Here is a 15403-nt window from a genome sequence, read left to right on the forward strand (position 1 = left end):
TCATTATTATCTCCGATGATTCACTTTTACTTCCTCAATCCGCGTATGTGCCAGTTGGGGGTGCGGAATGTGGGTTTTAAAGCGCTGCGGGCTAGTGAAAATTGGGACAGCTTAGAGTCAGCTCAAAAGCGAATTGTCGAAGCCGCTCTCCGAGACGCCCAACTCTCCGGCGTCGGTTTAGAAGGCGAGCAAAAAGAGCGTTTTAATGCCATTCAATTAGAATTGGCCGAAATTACTACCCAATTTTCCAATCACGTCCTCGACGCTACCAAAGCATTCAGCATCACCCTCACAAACAAAGACGAAATTGACGGTTTGCCGCCGAGTTTGTTGAGTTTAGCAGCTCAAGCCGCTCGCAGCGCTGGCGAAGAAAATGCAGATCCCGAAAACGGCCCTTGGCGGATTACTTTAGACTTTCCGAGTTACGGCCCTTTCATGCAGCACAGCACCCGCCGCGACTTGCGCGAAAAGTTGTACAAAGCTTTTGTCGGCAGAGCAAGTAGCGGAGAATTGAATAACTGGCCGTTAACCGATCGCATTTTAGCTTTGCGCCAGGAAAAAGCTGCTTTGCTAGGGTTTAGTAGTTATGCCGAATTGAGCTTGGCGAGCAAAATGGCTCCCGACGTTACAGCAGTGGAAGCTTTGTTAGAAGAATTGCGTCAGGCTAGTTATGATGCTGCTGTCAAAGATTTGGAAGAATTGAAGGCTTTTGCTGCGGAAAAAGGCGCGGCGGAAGCTGGAGATTTGAAGCACTGGGATATTGGTTTTTGGTCGGAACGGCGCAGGGAAGAAAAGTTTGCTTTTAGTGCCGAAGAATTGCGCCCTTATTTTGCTTTGCCACAGGTATTAGAGGGGTTATTTGGATTAGTAAAGCGGCTGTTTGGCGTGACAGTAACTGCGGCGGACGGTCAAACTCCTGTGTGGCACAAAGATGTGCGCTATTTCCAAATAGATGATGAAGCAGGAAATACGATCGCCAATTTCTATTTAGACCCCTACAGCCGCCCCGAAGAAAAGCGCGGCGGTGCTTGGATGGACGAGTGCGTGGTGCGCGCTAAATTTGTGGAAGCGGGAAAAACAACCACGCGGTTGCCGGTGGCTTATTTGGTGTGCAACCAAAGTCCTCCGGTTGACGGCAAACCGAGTTTAATGACTTTCTTGGAAGTCGAAACTTTGTTTCACGAATTCGGTCACGGTTTGCAGCATATGCTGACAACGGTAGACTATCCGGGGGCTTCGGGCATCAATAATGTTGAGTGGGATGCAGTGGAATTGCCCAGTCAATTTATGGAAAATTGGTGTTACGATCGCGCGACTTTGTTCGGGATGGCAAAGCATTACGAAACCGGGGAAACTTTGCCGGAACACTATTACCAAAAACTGCTAGCAGCGCGCCACTACATGAGCGGCACCGTCATGCTCAGGCAAGTACATTTTAGCAGCGTTGACATCGAATTGCACCACCGCTATCGATCGGGCGGCAGCGAAACTGTGGCCGATGTCCGCAACCGTATCGCTAAAACTACCACTGTTTTGCCTCCTCTGGAAGAAGACGCATTTTTGTGCGCTTTCGGACACATTTTTGCGGGTGGCTATGCGGCGGGGTATTACAGTTATAAATGGGCGGAAGTGCTCAGCGCTGATGCTTTTGCAGCTTTTGAGGAAGCGGGTTTGGAAGATGAAAGTGCGATCGCCTCTACAGGCAAGCGCTTCCGAGATACAGTGTTAGGATTGGGCGGCAGTTTGCACCCGATGGAAGTGTTTAAAACTTTCCGGGGACGCGAACCGAGCACTAAAGCTTTGTTGAGGCACAGCGGTTTAGTTGCCGCTTAATTTAAGTGTGCAATTAGTGGGGATTAATGCGGGTGAATTTATCTGCATTAATCCCTGTTTTTTGTTAAACAAGATTTACACATATCCTGTATGTGTAGGGTGCGGTGTGCATGAATTATTACCGCTATAATTCATATCAAATCCAGTAGCATCGTAATTATATCTCTCTGTTCTCTTCCTCTGTGTTCTCTGTGTCCTCTGCGGTTTAATCATTCCAATTCAACCGGAATTCATATCATGCGTCAAACCACTTTTTGCCTAACTTGTGCTGAATTCAAAATGTTTGTAGTAAAAACTAAAAGGTTCAGATTTTTATACTAATTCCCCCCATTCTTGCTAGCTATAATCCTGCTATCATCTGTAGGGAAACGGCAATGCCGTGTCCGGCGCGGGACTCGACAAAATTTCATAATAGTTATAAAATTGAGAATTCTAGCAACACTTTTTTATTGGTATTAATAGGACTAAAGTCCTCACTACAAACCAATTTTATTGTAGAAAATCATGCAATAAACATCTGTAGTTTGGCACATCATCCCCAATATTTTTGTGGAAAATCGGGCAAAAAGTGCGTTAGCGAAGCCCGCCCCTACGGGGGCTACGCCAACGAAGAGGATCGCCAGCAGCTTTTAGTTTAGGTTTAATGCTCATCAAACTAGCATTTGTGAATATTTGTTGTCATTGATCACTGATTATACTTAACTTTCCCTCTCCCTGAAATTAACTTTATATTTCGCAACATTGACGGACTCTTTTCTCGCTACAGCTAATGCTTTTATTTGCAACTAAAAATCGACGCTTTTACCAAATCTTTAAGATAGAGCTACAACAGCGAGTCTTTTTTGAATTTTTGATAAAGAACGGCGTACTGGGTGTCAAAAGGGTAAAAATTTTAGGTAGAAACTAAAAAACTTAGTTGAGATTAATTTGAGGATTATCAGAAAAAATCGTTGTATATTATATGATAAAAAGTAAGGATTGATAGTTAGTCGTTCACCCATAGATTAAGATTTTCATGGATATTCAATTAATTAATATCGGTTTTGGTAACATTGTGTCTGCTAATCGAGTGATTGCCATTGTCAGTCCAGAGTCAGCGCCAATTAAGCGGATTATTACTGATGCGCGGGAGCGGGGACAACTGGTTGACGCTACTTACGGGCGCCGCACGAGAGCGGTAATTATTACAGATTCGAGTCACGTCATCCTCTCGGCGATTCAGCCGGAAACGGTTGCTAATCGTTTTGTGGTGAGCAAAGACGGTCAAAGTCGGGATGATTGAGGTTTGTCAGTTGCAATTTGAGCGCTTACAGTTTAGAGTAAGCGAAAACTTGAATTGTTACACGTTTCTCTTCTAAAAATGAAATCTGGTAAATTAATTGTTCTGACGGGGCCTAGCGGTGTGGGGAAAGGCACCTTAGTACGATCGCTCCTCAATCGCCATTCCGAATTATATCTTTCGGTATCGGTGACAACTCGTGAGCCCCGTGAGGGAGAAATTGAGGGACAGCACTACTATTTTGTCAGCCGCAGCCGCTTTGAACAAATGGTTGAGGCTGGAGAGTTGGCGGAATGGGCCGAGTTTGCCGGTAATTTTTACGGTACTCCTTATTTTGGTCTCAAGCAAGGAATTGGTGAGGGAAAATGGGTATTGCTCGAAATTGAGCTCGAAGGGGCTAGGCAAATTAGAAATAAGTTTCCAGAGGCGCTGCGAATTTTTATTTTACCTCCTTCTTGGGAAGAATTGGAGCGGCGGCTGCGGAGTCGGGGTCAAGATTCCGAAAGTGCGATCGCCCGTCGGTTGGTGCGGGCTAAAGAGGAAATTGAAGCTGCGGGGGAATTCGATTTCCAAGTTGTTAATGACGACTTGGAATTTGCTTTGAAAAAGCTAGAATCAATACTTAATTTGGAGTAATTTTTAGGTGGGGATGAGTGAATTTTGAAGTTTTATTGAGACTAATGCCCAACAGCACGACACGGAAGTCACGGATACACTGATAGTTGTTTTTTCTTCTCACTTCTGAATCACCATTAAGAATTAATCCGTGTATCCGTGTCAAAATCAGTGTCGTGCATTCCTTGTTCCTTCAATCTTACCCATTTCTCCGTCCTGGCTAAAACTTCGCTACTTTGTTTGATAGCAACACAAACTTTGAAATTCAATTCCAGAATATTCAATGAAGGCGAAAATTTTCTCAACGGTTCAATTTCGCGAGCCGAACAGCCCAACATTTCCATATAAGCTAGCGTCCAGCCAATAGCTGCAATGTCCCCTACATTGCCTTCTCCGGCGCAAAGGTAACAACCCAATTCGCCCTCGGGCCCACACTCAGGACAAACCCAATTGCCCAGTTGTGAATGGGGCAGGTTTGTGCGGGATGCGGATGCAATTGTTAATGCTTTAATATGATTTTGAACTACTTGTTTAAAACCTCGGTTTTGGTCGCTGCGGTGGTCGGAATTACCGTGCGATCGCCCGATTGCTACTGCTTGCTGTTGTGGCGAAGCAAGAGAGGCTGTTTGGTTCTCCCTGGTTACTCTAGATTCGCCTAGGTTCGCTGTTAGCTGAATACCATAGTCTTTCGACTCCGCAGTCTGAGAGTGGTTGAGTGCGCTGGAGGAATCGGGTTCGGAAGTTGTGAAGGATTGTTCTATGCGATCGGCAAAATCTTGCATTGAGAGGTGATGTTCGATCGCCAAAGACCAAGTTCTTTTATGTCTGAGGTCGCCATATTTTCTGGCTTCTTCCTCAGTAATGCCGATCGCCGCCGCCTCTTGGCGCAGCACATTCATCGAAGTCATTGTATCTGATATCATTAGTTTGTTTGCAGTTAAAATTACGATCGCCCGTTCAGCCTACAAATAAATTACCTTAGATATAGTACAATAGTCCGGACTATTTTGAGATTGTATTCTGAAACCCTTGATTTTTCGTTAGCAAGTCGATTCGGCAATCGCCCTGAAACCCTTATTTTACGCTTGGCAATCACACACTGCCCGAAGCATTGATAGTAGCTAAAATCTAAAATCTAAAATCTAAAATCTAAAATTGGATGACTTCAATTCTTCCCGATACAGCTTTATCTGTGGCCGGACTAACATCATACCTGCAAGACTTGTTGGAGGGCGATCGCAACCTGCAATCAGTTTGGCTGACAGGCGAGGTGTCGAACGTTTCGCACCACCCCAGCGGCTGCTTTTTCACTCTCTGCGACACCGACAAAAGCGCTGCTATTCGCTGCGTGGTGTGGAATTCTCAGCGGCAAAAATTGGTGCAAATCCCGGAAAAAGGGGAACAGTTGCTGGTTTTGGGAAGCATCCGGGTTTACAAAAATCGCGGCGAGTACCAGTTGACTGTTGTGCAATCGCTACCGGCTGGGGCAGGATTGCAGGCTTTGCGGTTGCAGCAATTGCGATCGCGCTTGGATGCTGAGGGTTTCTTCGATCCCGCCCGAAAGCGTCCGATTCCCGCACACCCGCAAATTGTGGCCGTGGTGACATCCGATACTGGCGCTGCTTGGGGAGACATTCAGCGGACTCTAGCCCAAAGATATCCGGGTTTGCGGGTGTTGCTGTCGCCGACTGGAGTGCAGGGAGAATTGGCTGCTGCTGCGATCGCCCGCGCGATCGCCCGGGTAGAATTGGACGGTAGGGCGGATGTGATCATTTTAGGGCGGGGCGGCGGTTCTGCGGAAGATTTGGCTTGTTTTAATGATGAGAAAGTTGTCAGGGCGATCGCCAATTGTGCGATTCCAATTATCACCGGTATCGGGCACGAAAGAGACGAATCTCTCGCCGATTTAGTAGCAGATAAACGAGCGCACACTCCCACTGCGGCGGCCGCTCAAGCAGTACCAATTTTAGCAGATCTTTACTTTGAACACAAGCAGCGAATGGTCAATTTAGCAAGTGCTGTGCGGGCAAGATTTCAGACAGAAGAAGAGCATTTGCAACTGTTACAAAATCGATTAAAACGTTTGCCTGCGACATCCCGAACTTTGCGGCAAGCAACTGGTAAACTAGAAGTATTGCAAGAAAAGTTATCCGCACTGAATCCGGCGGCGGTATTGCAAAGGGGTTATGCGGCGGTAATCCAAAGTGACGGTACGATCGTCCGCACAACTTACGGTTTGGAATTGGGAGAGGAATTGACTGTGAGGTTGAGTCGGGGCGTGCTGAAAGTTAAGATTGTAGAAGTATTGGATGCGGAAGAAAAGTTATGATTGATTCGCAGTTGCGCCAGTCTGACTGGAATTATGAGGAAACGGTCGATCGAATTGAAGCGATTATCGATCGGGTGGAATCGGGAGAATTGCCTCTTGAGGAGGTTTTCGAGCAGTTTGGGGTGGCTGTGGAGTGTTGGCAGGAGTGCGAAAGCTTTTTGGCGCGGGGGAAGGAACAGATGGATTTGTCGATCGAGCTTTTGGCTGCGGAACCCGATTTTTAAGCGCAGGTGAACGGGGATTAATGTAGGTGAAATATGTTGATTCGTTATTGGATAATTTGTGCGATCGTAGGGGCGGGTTTTACCAACCATCTATGTTGAAAACTAAATATCTCCTAAACCCGCCCCGCCTAGATACTGGTTTTTAAAGAGCACAACAAGTAATTGCGATCGACCTCAGTTTTATGCAAATTCCCAGAATAAATTATATCAAACCCCATTGATGACAAAGGATTTGCTCAGCTCAGACCCATACAAATTTTACATTCAAGGCGCTATAAAATTATTGTGGGGTGGGCATCTCGCCCGCCCCAAAAATAAAATTTAGATGATCGACAGCTTACAATTTGTCGATCGACCTTTTGGCTTTATCTGCCAGATTTTTCACCGCATTTTTAGCATCTTCTGCAGCGTGGCGGGCGGCAGCTTCCGCTTGTTTGGCTTTACCTTCAACCTGGTCTTTTCTGTTTCCCGTGATGTTGCCGAAAATTTCCTGAGCTTTGCCTTCTAAATTTTTGCCGATCGCCTTCGCTCTGTCTTCTGTACTCATGATAAGCTCCGTTTGGCAAGTTGCTTTAGTAACATTGTAAAATCAACTCGCCTGCAATTGCCTTTAACTTCATATTAATTTATATTCTGCTTGACATCGATCTTCTGCTGATGATTTACTTAGTACAAATTACTCACTCAAAAAGCGAAGGATTCCTTTTTTTTACCACTGAATACGTCGGCCAAATTCGTCATAACTGAGATGTTGCACCATTCTCAAGAACGGGCTCTCCGGCCCGTTCCACAAAAGATAAATTTTCTTGTGGAACAGGCATCTTGCCTGTTCATAAAAGCCTAATTGAGAATGCTGTAAAATATGAGTCCTAAACAACTATTTCAAACTCGCCGCAGCAACTTTAATCGGTTCCAGCAATTCTAACGGCAAATGCAGCATATTCAATTGGGTGCTATCTGCTGCTTTCCTTTCCGGATCTGGGCCGTGATAATCGCTGCCACCCGTTGCCAGCAAACCGTAATGAAGACACAAATCTTTCAACTTTTGGATTTGGCTAGAACTGTGGGTGGGATGGTATACTTCAACTCCCATTAAACCCGCATCTACTAATTCTTTTAAGACTTCCTCAACAGCGCCGCCGCGAAATAAATAAGGGTGAGCCCACACCGGTACTGCGCCGCAACTTTTCAGTAAATCAATGCCTTCGACGATCGAGAATTTCTCGTAATGAACATAAGCCGGGCCGTCATCTCCCAGCCAGCGATCGAATGCTTCCCGCGATGATTTCGCGTGACCGGCTTTTACAAGTGCAGAGGCAATGTGAGGCCGTCCCGGTGCCATTCCTGGGGATGTTTTTGGCAGTTCGATCGCGTATCCCATTGCTGCTAATTTTTCGACCATTTCCTGCGATCGGCGAAACCTTCCTTCCAGGCGATCGTTCAAAGGAACTCGCAACTTATTTGCATCAGGATAAAAACCTAAAATGTGCAGGGAACGGCCGTTGTGAACGGTGCTGAGTTCGAGTCCGGGGACTATTTCTATACCGTGCAAAGCAGCAGCGGCGAAGGCTTCATCCCAACCCGACATCGTATCATGATCCGTGACAGCCAAGGCGCGAACCCCCGAAGACGCAGCCGCGGCTACGAGTTCGGCAGGGGTGAGAGTGCCGTCGGAATAAGTTGTGTGACAGTGGAGTTCTAGCATTTTTTTCGGTAAGTTAAAGTCTGCGAAATCGGCAATTATTCCCCTCACTCATGCCACATATATCGTCCCTGCGATCGACAAATTTTTGGGTAATTTCCATCTGTGAGCTGTAATAACTTTTCGCGCATTTAATGGGGAAATTTCTGTTTATTAAAAGCTTGCGTGGGGTGGGCATCTTGCCCGCCATTTCTGTTAAATTTAGATGCAGAACACCTTAGCTATTTCTTGATTTCTCGCATTGGGTAAAGGACACCCTCTGGCAATTTGGGAGGAACCGGCGATATTTCAATACTTTGTATGTTGTGAACTGGGATAACTACCAGTTTATCTGCCAATTCGAGAATTACCGGGTCTGCTGTCAACATTTTGTGCAGGCGAGTGCCTAAAGTTGCTTGCTCTCCTACTGTTCCCTCTGGCGCAATGAACTGGAAGTGTTGCTGTTTGCCGTTGGTATAGTGGATTGTCAGATTGATAATTCCTTCTTGGTTGGTTGCTTGCATAATTTTTTTCCCTAACAGTCGATCGGGACTTCGCAAAATTAACAATAAATCAAAACTGGCGATCGCACCACGATTGGAAAGCTCGTTGGAAAGCTTTTGACAAGACCCGGCTGTCGGTACGAAAGTCCGGTTACTGCTAATTTTATCACAAAAACTGTACGGAAACTCGCCAACTTACCCAGTATACAATTGCCAGTCGCGCTGTCTTTGCTCCTTAATGCGCGAGATCCTTCGCCAGCAATATTTGGTCGATCGGGCTTTCTTGTATGCCAGTTGGCAAAGTGGCTCAATTTAGCCTGTGTAGCGACTTGACTCAAAGCGGTCTCAAGTCTTACAGCAGAGGCATTTGAGCGCTTTGGGTGTCAAGGTTTTTCGAGGTGGGAACTGTGGAGGTTGAGATAGCGGCATTCTGCTGTCACTGCCGTAGAGGATTTTTTTATAAATTAATAACATAACATTCAGGTACAGCTTATGAAATCCACACTTTGTTTTCCCGAAACTTCTATTGAATCTAACACCGTTGCTGTTAATAATAATGCTAGTGACTCTTGTATCCTTGCAGCTTGGATTGACTTAGTAGGAGGAGATTTTGAGAGCTTGGGAGGAGATGATTGGCTTCCCTTGTGCGGCGACATTGATGACGGCGAAATTTACCGGGAATGGTTTTTGTGGCAAGACAGCGAAGTGACTCAAGAGTGGGAAGCTTACGATCCCATTACTAATTATCGAGTTGTGGCACCTAGCCGAGAAATGATGATTTCTCAAATCGACCAAATAGAAGATTCCAGAACAATTTAGTTGAGCGGGAGAATGTTAAAACTTGATTTTCAACTTTAATAAAAATTATGTAAACAAACCCGGTTTCTCCCAACCACATTAAAGAAACCGGGTTTGTCAGACCAAAACTCTAGGTGTGGGTTGAGTTCCAGGGGCCGAACCTAATAATTTAGGTCGCTACTGCTTTTTGTTTTTCTCGTTCTAATTTGCGCTGCTTCAAGGCGGCAAGATTTTGTTTAATTGTGTCGATCGCAAATCCAGCCCCCTGCTGTTGGTATAATTCGCTGGCACGGATCAAATCTGCAACAGCCTCGTCATCCGATCGCAAATTCGCACAAGCCAATGCACGATTGTGGTAAGCTTCTGCTAAAGTTGAAACTTGTTCTACAGCGCTGGTAAATTTATCTTTGGCTTTGCGGTACTTTCCCGACTGATAAGCCTCAATTCCTTGTTGGAAATAAACGGAAGCTTTGCTGCCGCTGTCGGTATCGGGAAATTCTGGGTTAGTTAAAATTGGTTCTTTAAAGAGTACAGAAATGCTGCCATTGCCGAAGTAAGCCCAAGTCATTGTTCCAAACCCAATCCCCAGCACGAGGGCAATAATGACAGACAGAGCAATAAAATTGGTGAGTTCCATAGAGCAATATTTGTTGTATTATAATATGATAAGTTAATTCCTAACTTCTGCAACAATGGCTGCACGGATTTACCTTAACTGGAAATGGTTTTTCCGGTCGCTAGCTTTAGTATTGTCGATCGGCTTAATTACTGCAACTGCAAGTTCTGAGGCAGCAACCAACGCGCAAACTCAAGCAGGGTGGCAATTGTTGCAGCGGGATGAAACGGGGTTGGTGGTAGCAATGCGACACGCGATCGCCCCAGGTACGGGAGATCCTGCTAACTTTAAGTTGGGTGACTGTTCCACCCAGCGCAATTTATCTGCACAGGGAAGAACCCAAGCCAAGCAAATTGGAGCCGAATTTCGCAACCGCAACATCAAAGTGGCCAGAGTTTTATCGAGTCAGTGGTGTCGGTGTTTGGAAACAGCAAAACTGATAAATATAGGCAAAGTCGAACCGTTCCCAGCCCTGAACTCGTTCTTTAGCGACAGCAGCAAAGAAGCCAGCCAAACAGCAGCAATTCGCAAATTAATTGTGGACAACCGCAACACTAAAGGCGCAATTATTATGGTAACTCATCAAGTAAATATTACCGCGATTACTGATATTGTACCGCAAAGCGGCGAAGCTGTGATTCTCCAAGGCTCTCCACATGGTAAAATCCAAATAGTCGGACGAATTGGAGGATTTTAAATCAATAAAAAGTTATAATAATATTACCAATTCCCCATTACCAATTTATATGAGTTTCCAATACAGCGCCGCCCTAGTGACTTTAGCAGACCTTGATAAAGAAGTTCTAGTTAAATTTTACACAAAATTTCTCGACATAGAACCCAACCCTTACATTCCCAATACTTATGCTGAATTTCAACTCCCAGGCTTAAGACTCGGCATATTCAAACCCAAAGATTCCCACAAATCGGAATTTGCAAGTCGAGCAAAAACAGGCATGAGTTTGTGTCTGGAAGTCAGCGATATCGAAACTGCGATCGCCCGAATTTGGGCTTTAGGTTATCCGCCCAGCGGAGAAATTATCAAAGCTTCTCACGGTCTAGAAATCTATGCCTTCGATCCTGCCGGGAACCGCATAATTTTACATCAATCCCATGAGAATGTAGGATGAGGGCTAATGATTTGTGAACTCTCGATCTTCTCTTCTATCCTCTTCTCTTCCTTTGTGGAACAGGCGTCCCGCCTGTGGTTCTTCCCGTCTTCGCGGTTCGTCAAAAAAAACATCAACTACCTAATCAGTTCAGCAAAACTATAAAAACTGATAATTAATAACAACAAAGCTGTCAGGTGAGTTAGCTGAAATTGAGGCCGTGGATCGATGGATTCCCGCACCAAAATTGAAAAAGACGAACCAATTATATAACTTAAAGACAGCGTTAAATACTGCCACTGCAATGTTACACTCCACAGCCCAAGCAAAATCATCGCCAAAGTCAACATCACCAACTCAACAAAGCGAGGCGGATTGTGCTGAGTAGACAGAATCAAAGTGTCAAACCAATATTGCCAAGGTCTCATGTTTTAGCGATCGAGCTTTTGGATTTAGCCTTCTAGCTTAACCTACGATCGCCATTCAGTTTGTTGCTGCAAACACCTTAAAGCCTCCGCCGTCTCAACCTGCGGAAATTGCCCGTAAAAGCGGCTGACACTGTAAAAAGGGTGAGGAGTCTCCAGAACGATCAACTTATCGCCCATTTGGGCCAAAAATCCCATCAAATCTGCCGGGGCCACAGGCGCGCAAATCCACAAAGCCAGCGGTTGCTGCGACTCCAAAGCCTTAGCCGCCACAGCCATCGTCATCCCTGTAGCAATGCCGTCATCTACCAAAATCGCCAAAGCCCCCGCCGCGCTGATATTGGGGCGTCCCGGAGACAAATCTGCCAGCAGAGATTGAGCATTATTTTGAGCCAGGGGCAGGGCTGATTTTTGCAAGCGTAAATTGTGCTGCTTTTGCTTTTCCCAGAGGACGTGACCGTCAGCAGTTGCAGCCCCGATCGCCAATTCTAAATTATCTGGGCGAGTAATTTTCTTGGCAACAACCACATCCAAAGGACAGCCCAAGCGGCGCGCAATCGGCACAGCAACGGGCAAACCCCCGCGCGGCAAGGCGTAAACAATCGGTTTCACCGCCTTCTGTGTCATTAAACTCAACTTGCCGAACTCGTCCACAACTGCCTCGGCCAGTTTTTCGCCTGCATCGGCGCGATCGTCAAAAAACGGGTTAGAGAACATATTTTTGCCTGTACGAGCTCAACCAAACAATTGGAGATTGTGCCAGTGTTAATTGGAGATTGTACGCTCGACAGCATCACCTACAAGCTTCTAGCCAATCTCAAATCACCAAACCCGATCTAAACTATAAACTCTAGACTCCAAAATATCTCCCTAATTGTAAAATTTATGTCCAGCGACTTGCAACTCAGCCTTTTTGACAACAATCAAAGTGCCACTTTCCAAACTGACTCAATACCAGCAAATGCCAAAATTCCCATTCCTCCCGGCACTTATCAAAATATGGAACAAATCGGCGAGCACTGCAACCGCTGCTACCGCTGCGAATTGGGCAACAGCCGCACTCACGCCGTCATCGGGCGCGGCAATCCTCAAGCCTCAATTTTGATTGTGGGAGAAGCGCCCGGACAAAACGAAGACGAAACCGGATTGCCCTTCGTCGGGCGATCGGGCAAACTGTTAGATAAGATTTTAGAATCCGTGGGATTGAGTGCAGAAACCGACGTATTCATTGCCAACGTCATCAAATGTCGCCCTCCCAACAACCGCCCTCCGACAGCAAAAGAAATCGAAGCTTGCAAACCATACTTGCTCGAACAAATTCGCATCTTAGACCCCAAAATTATTTTATTAACTGGTGCAACAGCCCTCAAAGCTTTGCTAAGCGACAAGCGGCCTATTAGTAAAATCAGAGGTCAATGGATTAAATGGGAAAATCGTTTGTGTATGCCAATTTTTCACCCGTCGTACTTGTTGCGAAACCCCTCCCGCGAACCGGAGACTCCAAAATGGTATATGTGGCAAGATATGCAGGCTATCAAGGCTAAACTGGATGAATTCAAAGAGCAATTCTAATCAATTTTTCTTGTTGATTTGTAGGCTGGTTTGAGGCACAATCTCGGATTTTTACCCACAATCTTAAAACCCGCCCCCACCCACCGAAAAATTATAATTAATTTTCATGTGCAATTAGTAGGGGACGGGTTTCACCAACAATCTCTGATTTTTACCTGCCATCTACAAAACAAGTTCCCGCTTTCCATTCATAAATTCACGCCCCGTAGTAAAAATCCGAATTATGGTTGTCTCTAGTATTTTTAGTGAAACTCCTATCAATAGACAAGAAATTCCTCAAGAACTATTAGACATTGAAGATAAACAACGTACTAATCCACTTCCTTGGAAAGGGCAATTTTCACCCCAGTTCGTCGAAACTTTGATTGATAAATACGCAACTAAAAATAGTGTTATTTTTGATCCATTTTTAGGTAGTGGAACAGTTTTATATGAGGCAGGAAGATTCGGAGTGGAAGCCTGCGGAACAGAAATCAATCCAGCAGCTTTAATCCTAGCTAACACTTATAAATTCATCACTATTTCACCCGGAAAGCGTGAAAAATGTATCAATTGTTTTCTCGCTCAACTAAAAACAGAGATATGGGAGAGAATGCCACTCTTCCAAACAATACAAAAAGAACTTACACCTAATGATTTAATAGATAAAATTGTAGATGTAGCCGTTGATGATGAAGAAAACTTCCTTAATATTCTACATGAAGTATTAGTGATATTGCTAGACTTAGAAAACAAAAAACTTACCAAATCAAGAGTTTTTACACTTGCGGAAAATATCGCTACTTTTGTCCTTAAACTACCCTATAGTAAAAAGCCGATAAATGCCTACAATGCCGATGCAAGACACGTTCCCTTACAAAACTCCAGCGTCAATCTTGTGATTACCTCCCCCCCTTATATCAATGTATTTAACTATCATCAGCAGTATCGCGGTTCTACTGAAGCACTAAACTGGAAAATTTTAGAGGTGGCAAAATCCGAGTTTGGTTCTAATCGCAAGCATAGAAGTAATAGATTTCTAACTGTCATTCAATATTGCTTAGACCTCGCCTATACTTTGCAAGAATTGTTAAGAATATGCCGCCCTAACAGTAGAATAATATTTGTAGTAGGTAAAGAATCAAATATTAGAGGAACGCCTTTTTTAAATGGGGAGTTAGTTGCAGAAGTTGCTCGTCAAGTATTGGGGATTAGCTTAGATATCCGTCAAGAAAGAAGTTTTGTAAATCGTTATGGAAAAATTATCAAAGAAGATATACTACACTTTACAAAAAGAGAAGACTTACAGTATTATTTTGCCATACATCAAGCCAGAACTCTTTCTATAGAAGCTTTAATATCTGCTTATTCCGTAGCCAATGAACAAGTAAAAGATGAAATCAAGGATGCTATCGATAAGGCTGCCACAGTACAGCCCTCACCTTATTTCGATCTGCAGCGTTCACGAAAAACCATTGAAATACTCAACCCAAAAGAAGAAAATTATGTTTAATTTAGCTCAACCACATGGGGACAAACTAGCAGCATTACTTGATAACGTGAAATTACCTCCTACAGATAAACGGCGTGTTAATCAAGCAATCGAATACTATAAAAAATGGTTGGAAACGCTTAAAAACATCAGGGGGGATGATCTGAAAGTTGTTCCAGAGATGGTATCCCATCTAACCTCCTATAAGCGATACATTGACGTTGAACTAATTTTTGACAGTGACAATGATTTTTTGTACCGTCAAAAAGGGCAATTAAAACTTGACAACTCAATTATTGAAGAATTTATACCTATCTTAGTTACAACCGTCTTTGCAGATTCATTAAAGGACAAAGAATTATCCTTTGGCCCAACACAGTGTTTTTCATCACTACGATTTGAGTCAAGTTTAAAACTCAGTCCAAAAGGCGGCGGGATGAGTATTCGAGCCAAGGATCAAGATTTTGCAATTAGTAGAAAAATATTCCTAAAAGCCTCTCATAACCAAGATTTTAAGGAGACTACCTCCCGTGAGGCAAATATTGCTTATGTTGCGGCTGAGTGTAAAACAAATCTTGATAAAACCATGTTTCAAGAGGGCGCAGCAACTGCCCTGGATGTAAAATTGAGTGTACCAGGAGCCAAGTATTTCTTGCTATGTGAGTGGCTTGATATGTCGCCGATTAGCTCATCACTCACAGCTATTGATGAGATACTAATTTTAAGAAAAGCAAAACGCTTATCGTCTAATATCAGAAGTGCTTTTAGTACGGTAGAGGGAAGAAAGAAAAATAAAGATTATTTTGTCAACCATCTCGATAACAACCCCTTTGCACCGGAAGTTTTTATGAGATTTTTAAAAGAGATTGAAGGGATGATTGGTAAAGATGAACTAGACGAAGATGACGTGCTGTCAAGAGGCTATTTTTAAGTGTAAAAAAATCATCT

The 15403-nt window shown here is 44.4% G+C and carries 18 protein-coding genes; 11 read left to right on the plus strand and 7 right to left on the minus strand.

All coding sequences use genetic code 11. From position 1 onward, the window contains the following. The 3 genes from QUB10_RS26685 to gmk all read left to right on the plus strand — a co-directional run. On the plus strand, window positions 1-1833 hold a 1833-nt coding region (locus QUB10_RS26685), incomplete at its 5' end, for a M3 family metallopeptidase (protein WP_333206186.1). A 1015-nt stretch (window positions 1834-2848) separates the two neighbouring features. After that, on the plus strand, window positions 2849-3115 hold the full coding sequence (remA, locus tag QUB10_RS26690; RefSeq protein ID WP_236503792.1) for an extracellular matrix/biofilm regulator RemA: 267 nt from the start codon (window positions 2849-2851) through the stop codon (window positions 3113-3115). A 78-nt stretch (window positions 3116-3193) separates the two neighbouring features. Further along, window positions 3194-3748 carry a guanylate kinase gene (gene gmk / locus QUB10_RS26695; protein ID WP_333206187.1) on the plus strand — a complete coding sequence of 185 codons (555 nt, stop codon included), beginning with the start codon at window positions 3194-3196 and terminating at the stop codon, window positions 3746-3748. Between the two features lie 116 nt (window positions 3749-3864). On the opposite strand, the gene QUB10_RS26700 is transcribed toward gmk, so the two are convergent. Continuing rightward, complete coding sequence (locus QUB10_RS26700; protein ID WP_333206188.1) at window positions 3865-4650, minus strand: hypothetical protein; 786 nt, start codon at window positions 4648-4650, stop codon at window positions 3865-3867. A gap of 236 nt (window positions 4651-4886) precedes the next feature. Between QUB10_RS26700 and xseA the strand changes: the two genes are divergently transcribed. Beyond that, window positions 4887-6056 carry an exodeoxyribonuclease VII large subunit gene (xseA, locus tag QUB10_RS26705; RefSeq protein WP_333206189.1) on the plus strand — a complete coding sequence of 390 codons (1170 nt, stop codon included), beginning with the start codon at window positions 4887-4889 and terminating at the stop codon, window positions 6054-6056. Further along, window positions 6053-6280, plus strand: a complete 228-nt coding sequence (xseB, locus tag QUB10_RS26710) for an exodeoxyribonuclease VII small subunit (protein ID WP_333082161.1) — start codon at window positions 6053-6055, stop codon at window positions 6278-6280. Before xseA ends, xseB begins: the two co-directional genes overlap by 4 nt. Window positions 6281-6617: 337 nt before the next feature. Here xseB and QUB10_RS26715 read toward each other — a convergent pair whose 3' ends face one another. The 3 genes from QUB10_RS26715 to QUB10_RS26725 all read right to left on the minus strand — a co-directional run bounded on the left by QUB10_RS26715 (window position 6618) and on the right by QUB10_RS26725 (window position 8485). Then, the gene (locus QUB10_RS26715) at window positions 6618-6827 is read right to left on the minus strand and encodes a CsbD family protein (RefSeq protein WP_006632574.1); all 210 of its coding nucleotides are present in this window, start codon (window positions 6825-6827) and stop codon (window positions 6618-6620) included. 330 nt (window positions 6828-7157) lie between these two features. Further along, the gene (locus QUB10_RS26720) at window positions 7158-7985 is read right to left on the minus strand and encodes a PHP domain-containing protein (protein WP_333206190.1); all 828 of its coding nucleotides are present in this window, start codon (window positions 7983-7985) and stop codon (window positions 7158-7160) included. A 218-nt stretch (window positions 7986-8203) separates the two neighbouring features. Next, window positions 8204-8485 (minus strand): hypothetical protein, encoded by a 282-nt coding sequence (locus tag QUB10_RS26725; RefSeq protein WP_190740781.1) that lies wholly within the window; start codon window positions 8483-8485, stop codon window positions 8204-8206. A gap of 471 nt (window positions 8486-8956) precedes the next feature. Between QUB10_RS26725 and QUB10_RS26730 the strand changes: the two genes are divergently transcribed. Then, the gene (locus QUB10_RS26730; protein WP_333206191.1) at window positions 8957-9283 is read left to right on the plus strand and encodes a hypothetical protein; all 327 of its coding nucleotides are present in this window, start codon (window positions 8957-8959) and stop codon (window positions 9281-9283) included. 148 nt (window positions 9284-9431) lie between these two features. On the opposite strand, the gene QUB10_RS26735 is transcribed toward QUB10_RS26730, so the two are convergent. Beyond that, a complete protein-coding gene (locus QUB10_RS26735) occupies window positions 9432-9899 on the minus strand; it encodes a hypothetical protein (protein WP_333206192.1) in 468 nt (155 codons plus the stop codon). 55 nt (window positions 9900-9954) lie between these two features. Here QUB10_RS26735 and QUB10_RS26740 point away from each other — a divergent pair, with 55 nt between their 5' ends. Both QUB10_RS26740 and QUB10_RS26745 read left to right on the plus strand, forming a co-directional pair. After that, a complete protein-coding gene (locus QUB10_RS26740) occupies window positions 9955-10575 on the plus strand; it encodes a histidine phosphatase family protein (protein ID WP_333206193.1) in 621 nt (206 codons plus the stop codon). Window positions 10576-10624: 49 nt separating this feature from the next. Then, entirely contained in the window at window positions 10625-11008 is a 384-nt protein-coding gene (locus tag QUB10_RS26745; RefSeq protein ID WP_333206194.1) for a VOC family protein, read from the plus strand. A 116-nt stretch (window positions 11009-11124) separates the two neighbouring features. On the opposite strand, the gene QUB10_RS26750 is transcribed toward QUB10_RS26745, so the two are convergent. Together QUB10_RS26750 and QUB10_RS26755 are read right to left on the minus strand one after the other, a co-directional pair. Further along, window positions 11125-11415 carry a hypothetical protein gene (locus QUB10_RS26750; protein ID WP_333206195.1) on the minus strand — a complete coding sequence of 97 codons (291 nt, stop codon included), beginning with the start codon at window positions 11413-11415 and terminating at the stop codon, window positions 11125-11127. Window positions 11416-11457: 42 nt separating this feature from the next. After that, window positions 11458-12129, minus strand: a complete 672-nt coding sequence (locus QUB10_RS26755) for a phosphoribosyltransferase family protein (protein ID WP_333062723.1) — start codon at window positions 12127-12129, stop codon at window positions 11458-11460. A gap of 168 nt (window positions 12130-12297) precedes the next feature. Between QUB10_RS26755 and QUB10_RS26760 the strand changes: the two genes are divergently transcribed. The 3 genes from QUB10_RS26760 (at window position 12298) to QUB10_RS26770 (ending at window position 15386) form a co-directional block, all read left to right on the plus strand. Then, window positions 12298-12984 (plus strand): uracil-DNA glycosylase, encoded by a 687-nt coding sequence (locus tag QUB10_RS26760; RefSeq protein WP_333206196.1) that lies wholly within the window; start codon window positions 12298-12300, stop codon window positions 12982-12984. A 223-nt stretch (window positions 12985-13207) separates the two neighbouring features. Then, complete coding sequence (locus QUB10_RS26765) at window positions 13208-14476, plus strand: DNA methyltransferase (RefSeq protein ID WP_333206197.1); 1269 nt, start codon at window positions 13208-13210, stop codon at window positions 14474-14476. Beyond that, window positions 14469-15386, plus strand: a complete 918-nt coding sequence (locus QUB10_RS26770) for a Bpu10I family restriction endonuclease (RefSeq protein WP_333206198.1) — start codon at window positions 14469-14471, stop codon at window positions 15384-15386. Before QUB10_RS26765 ends, QUB10_RS26770 begins: the two co-directional genes overlap by 8 nt. The last annotated feature ends 17 nt before the right edge of the window (window positions 15387-15403 follow it).

Source organism: Microcoleus sp. B5-D4 (genome assembly GCF_036705145.1).
Taxonomy (GTDB): Bacteria; Cyanobacteriota; Cyanobacteriia; order Cyanobacteriales; family Microcoleaceae; genus Microcoleus.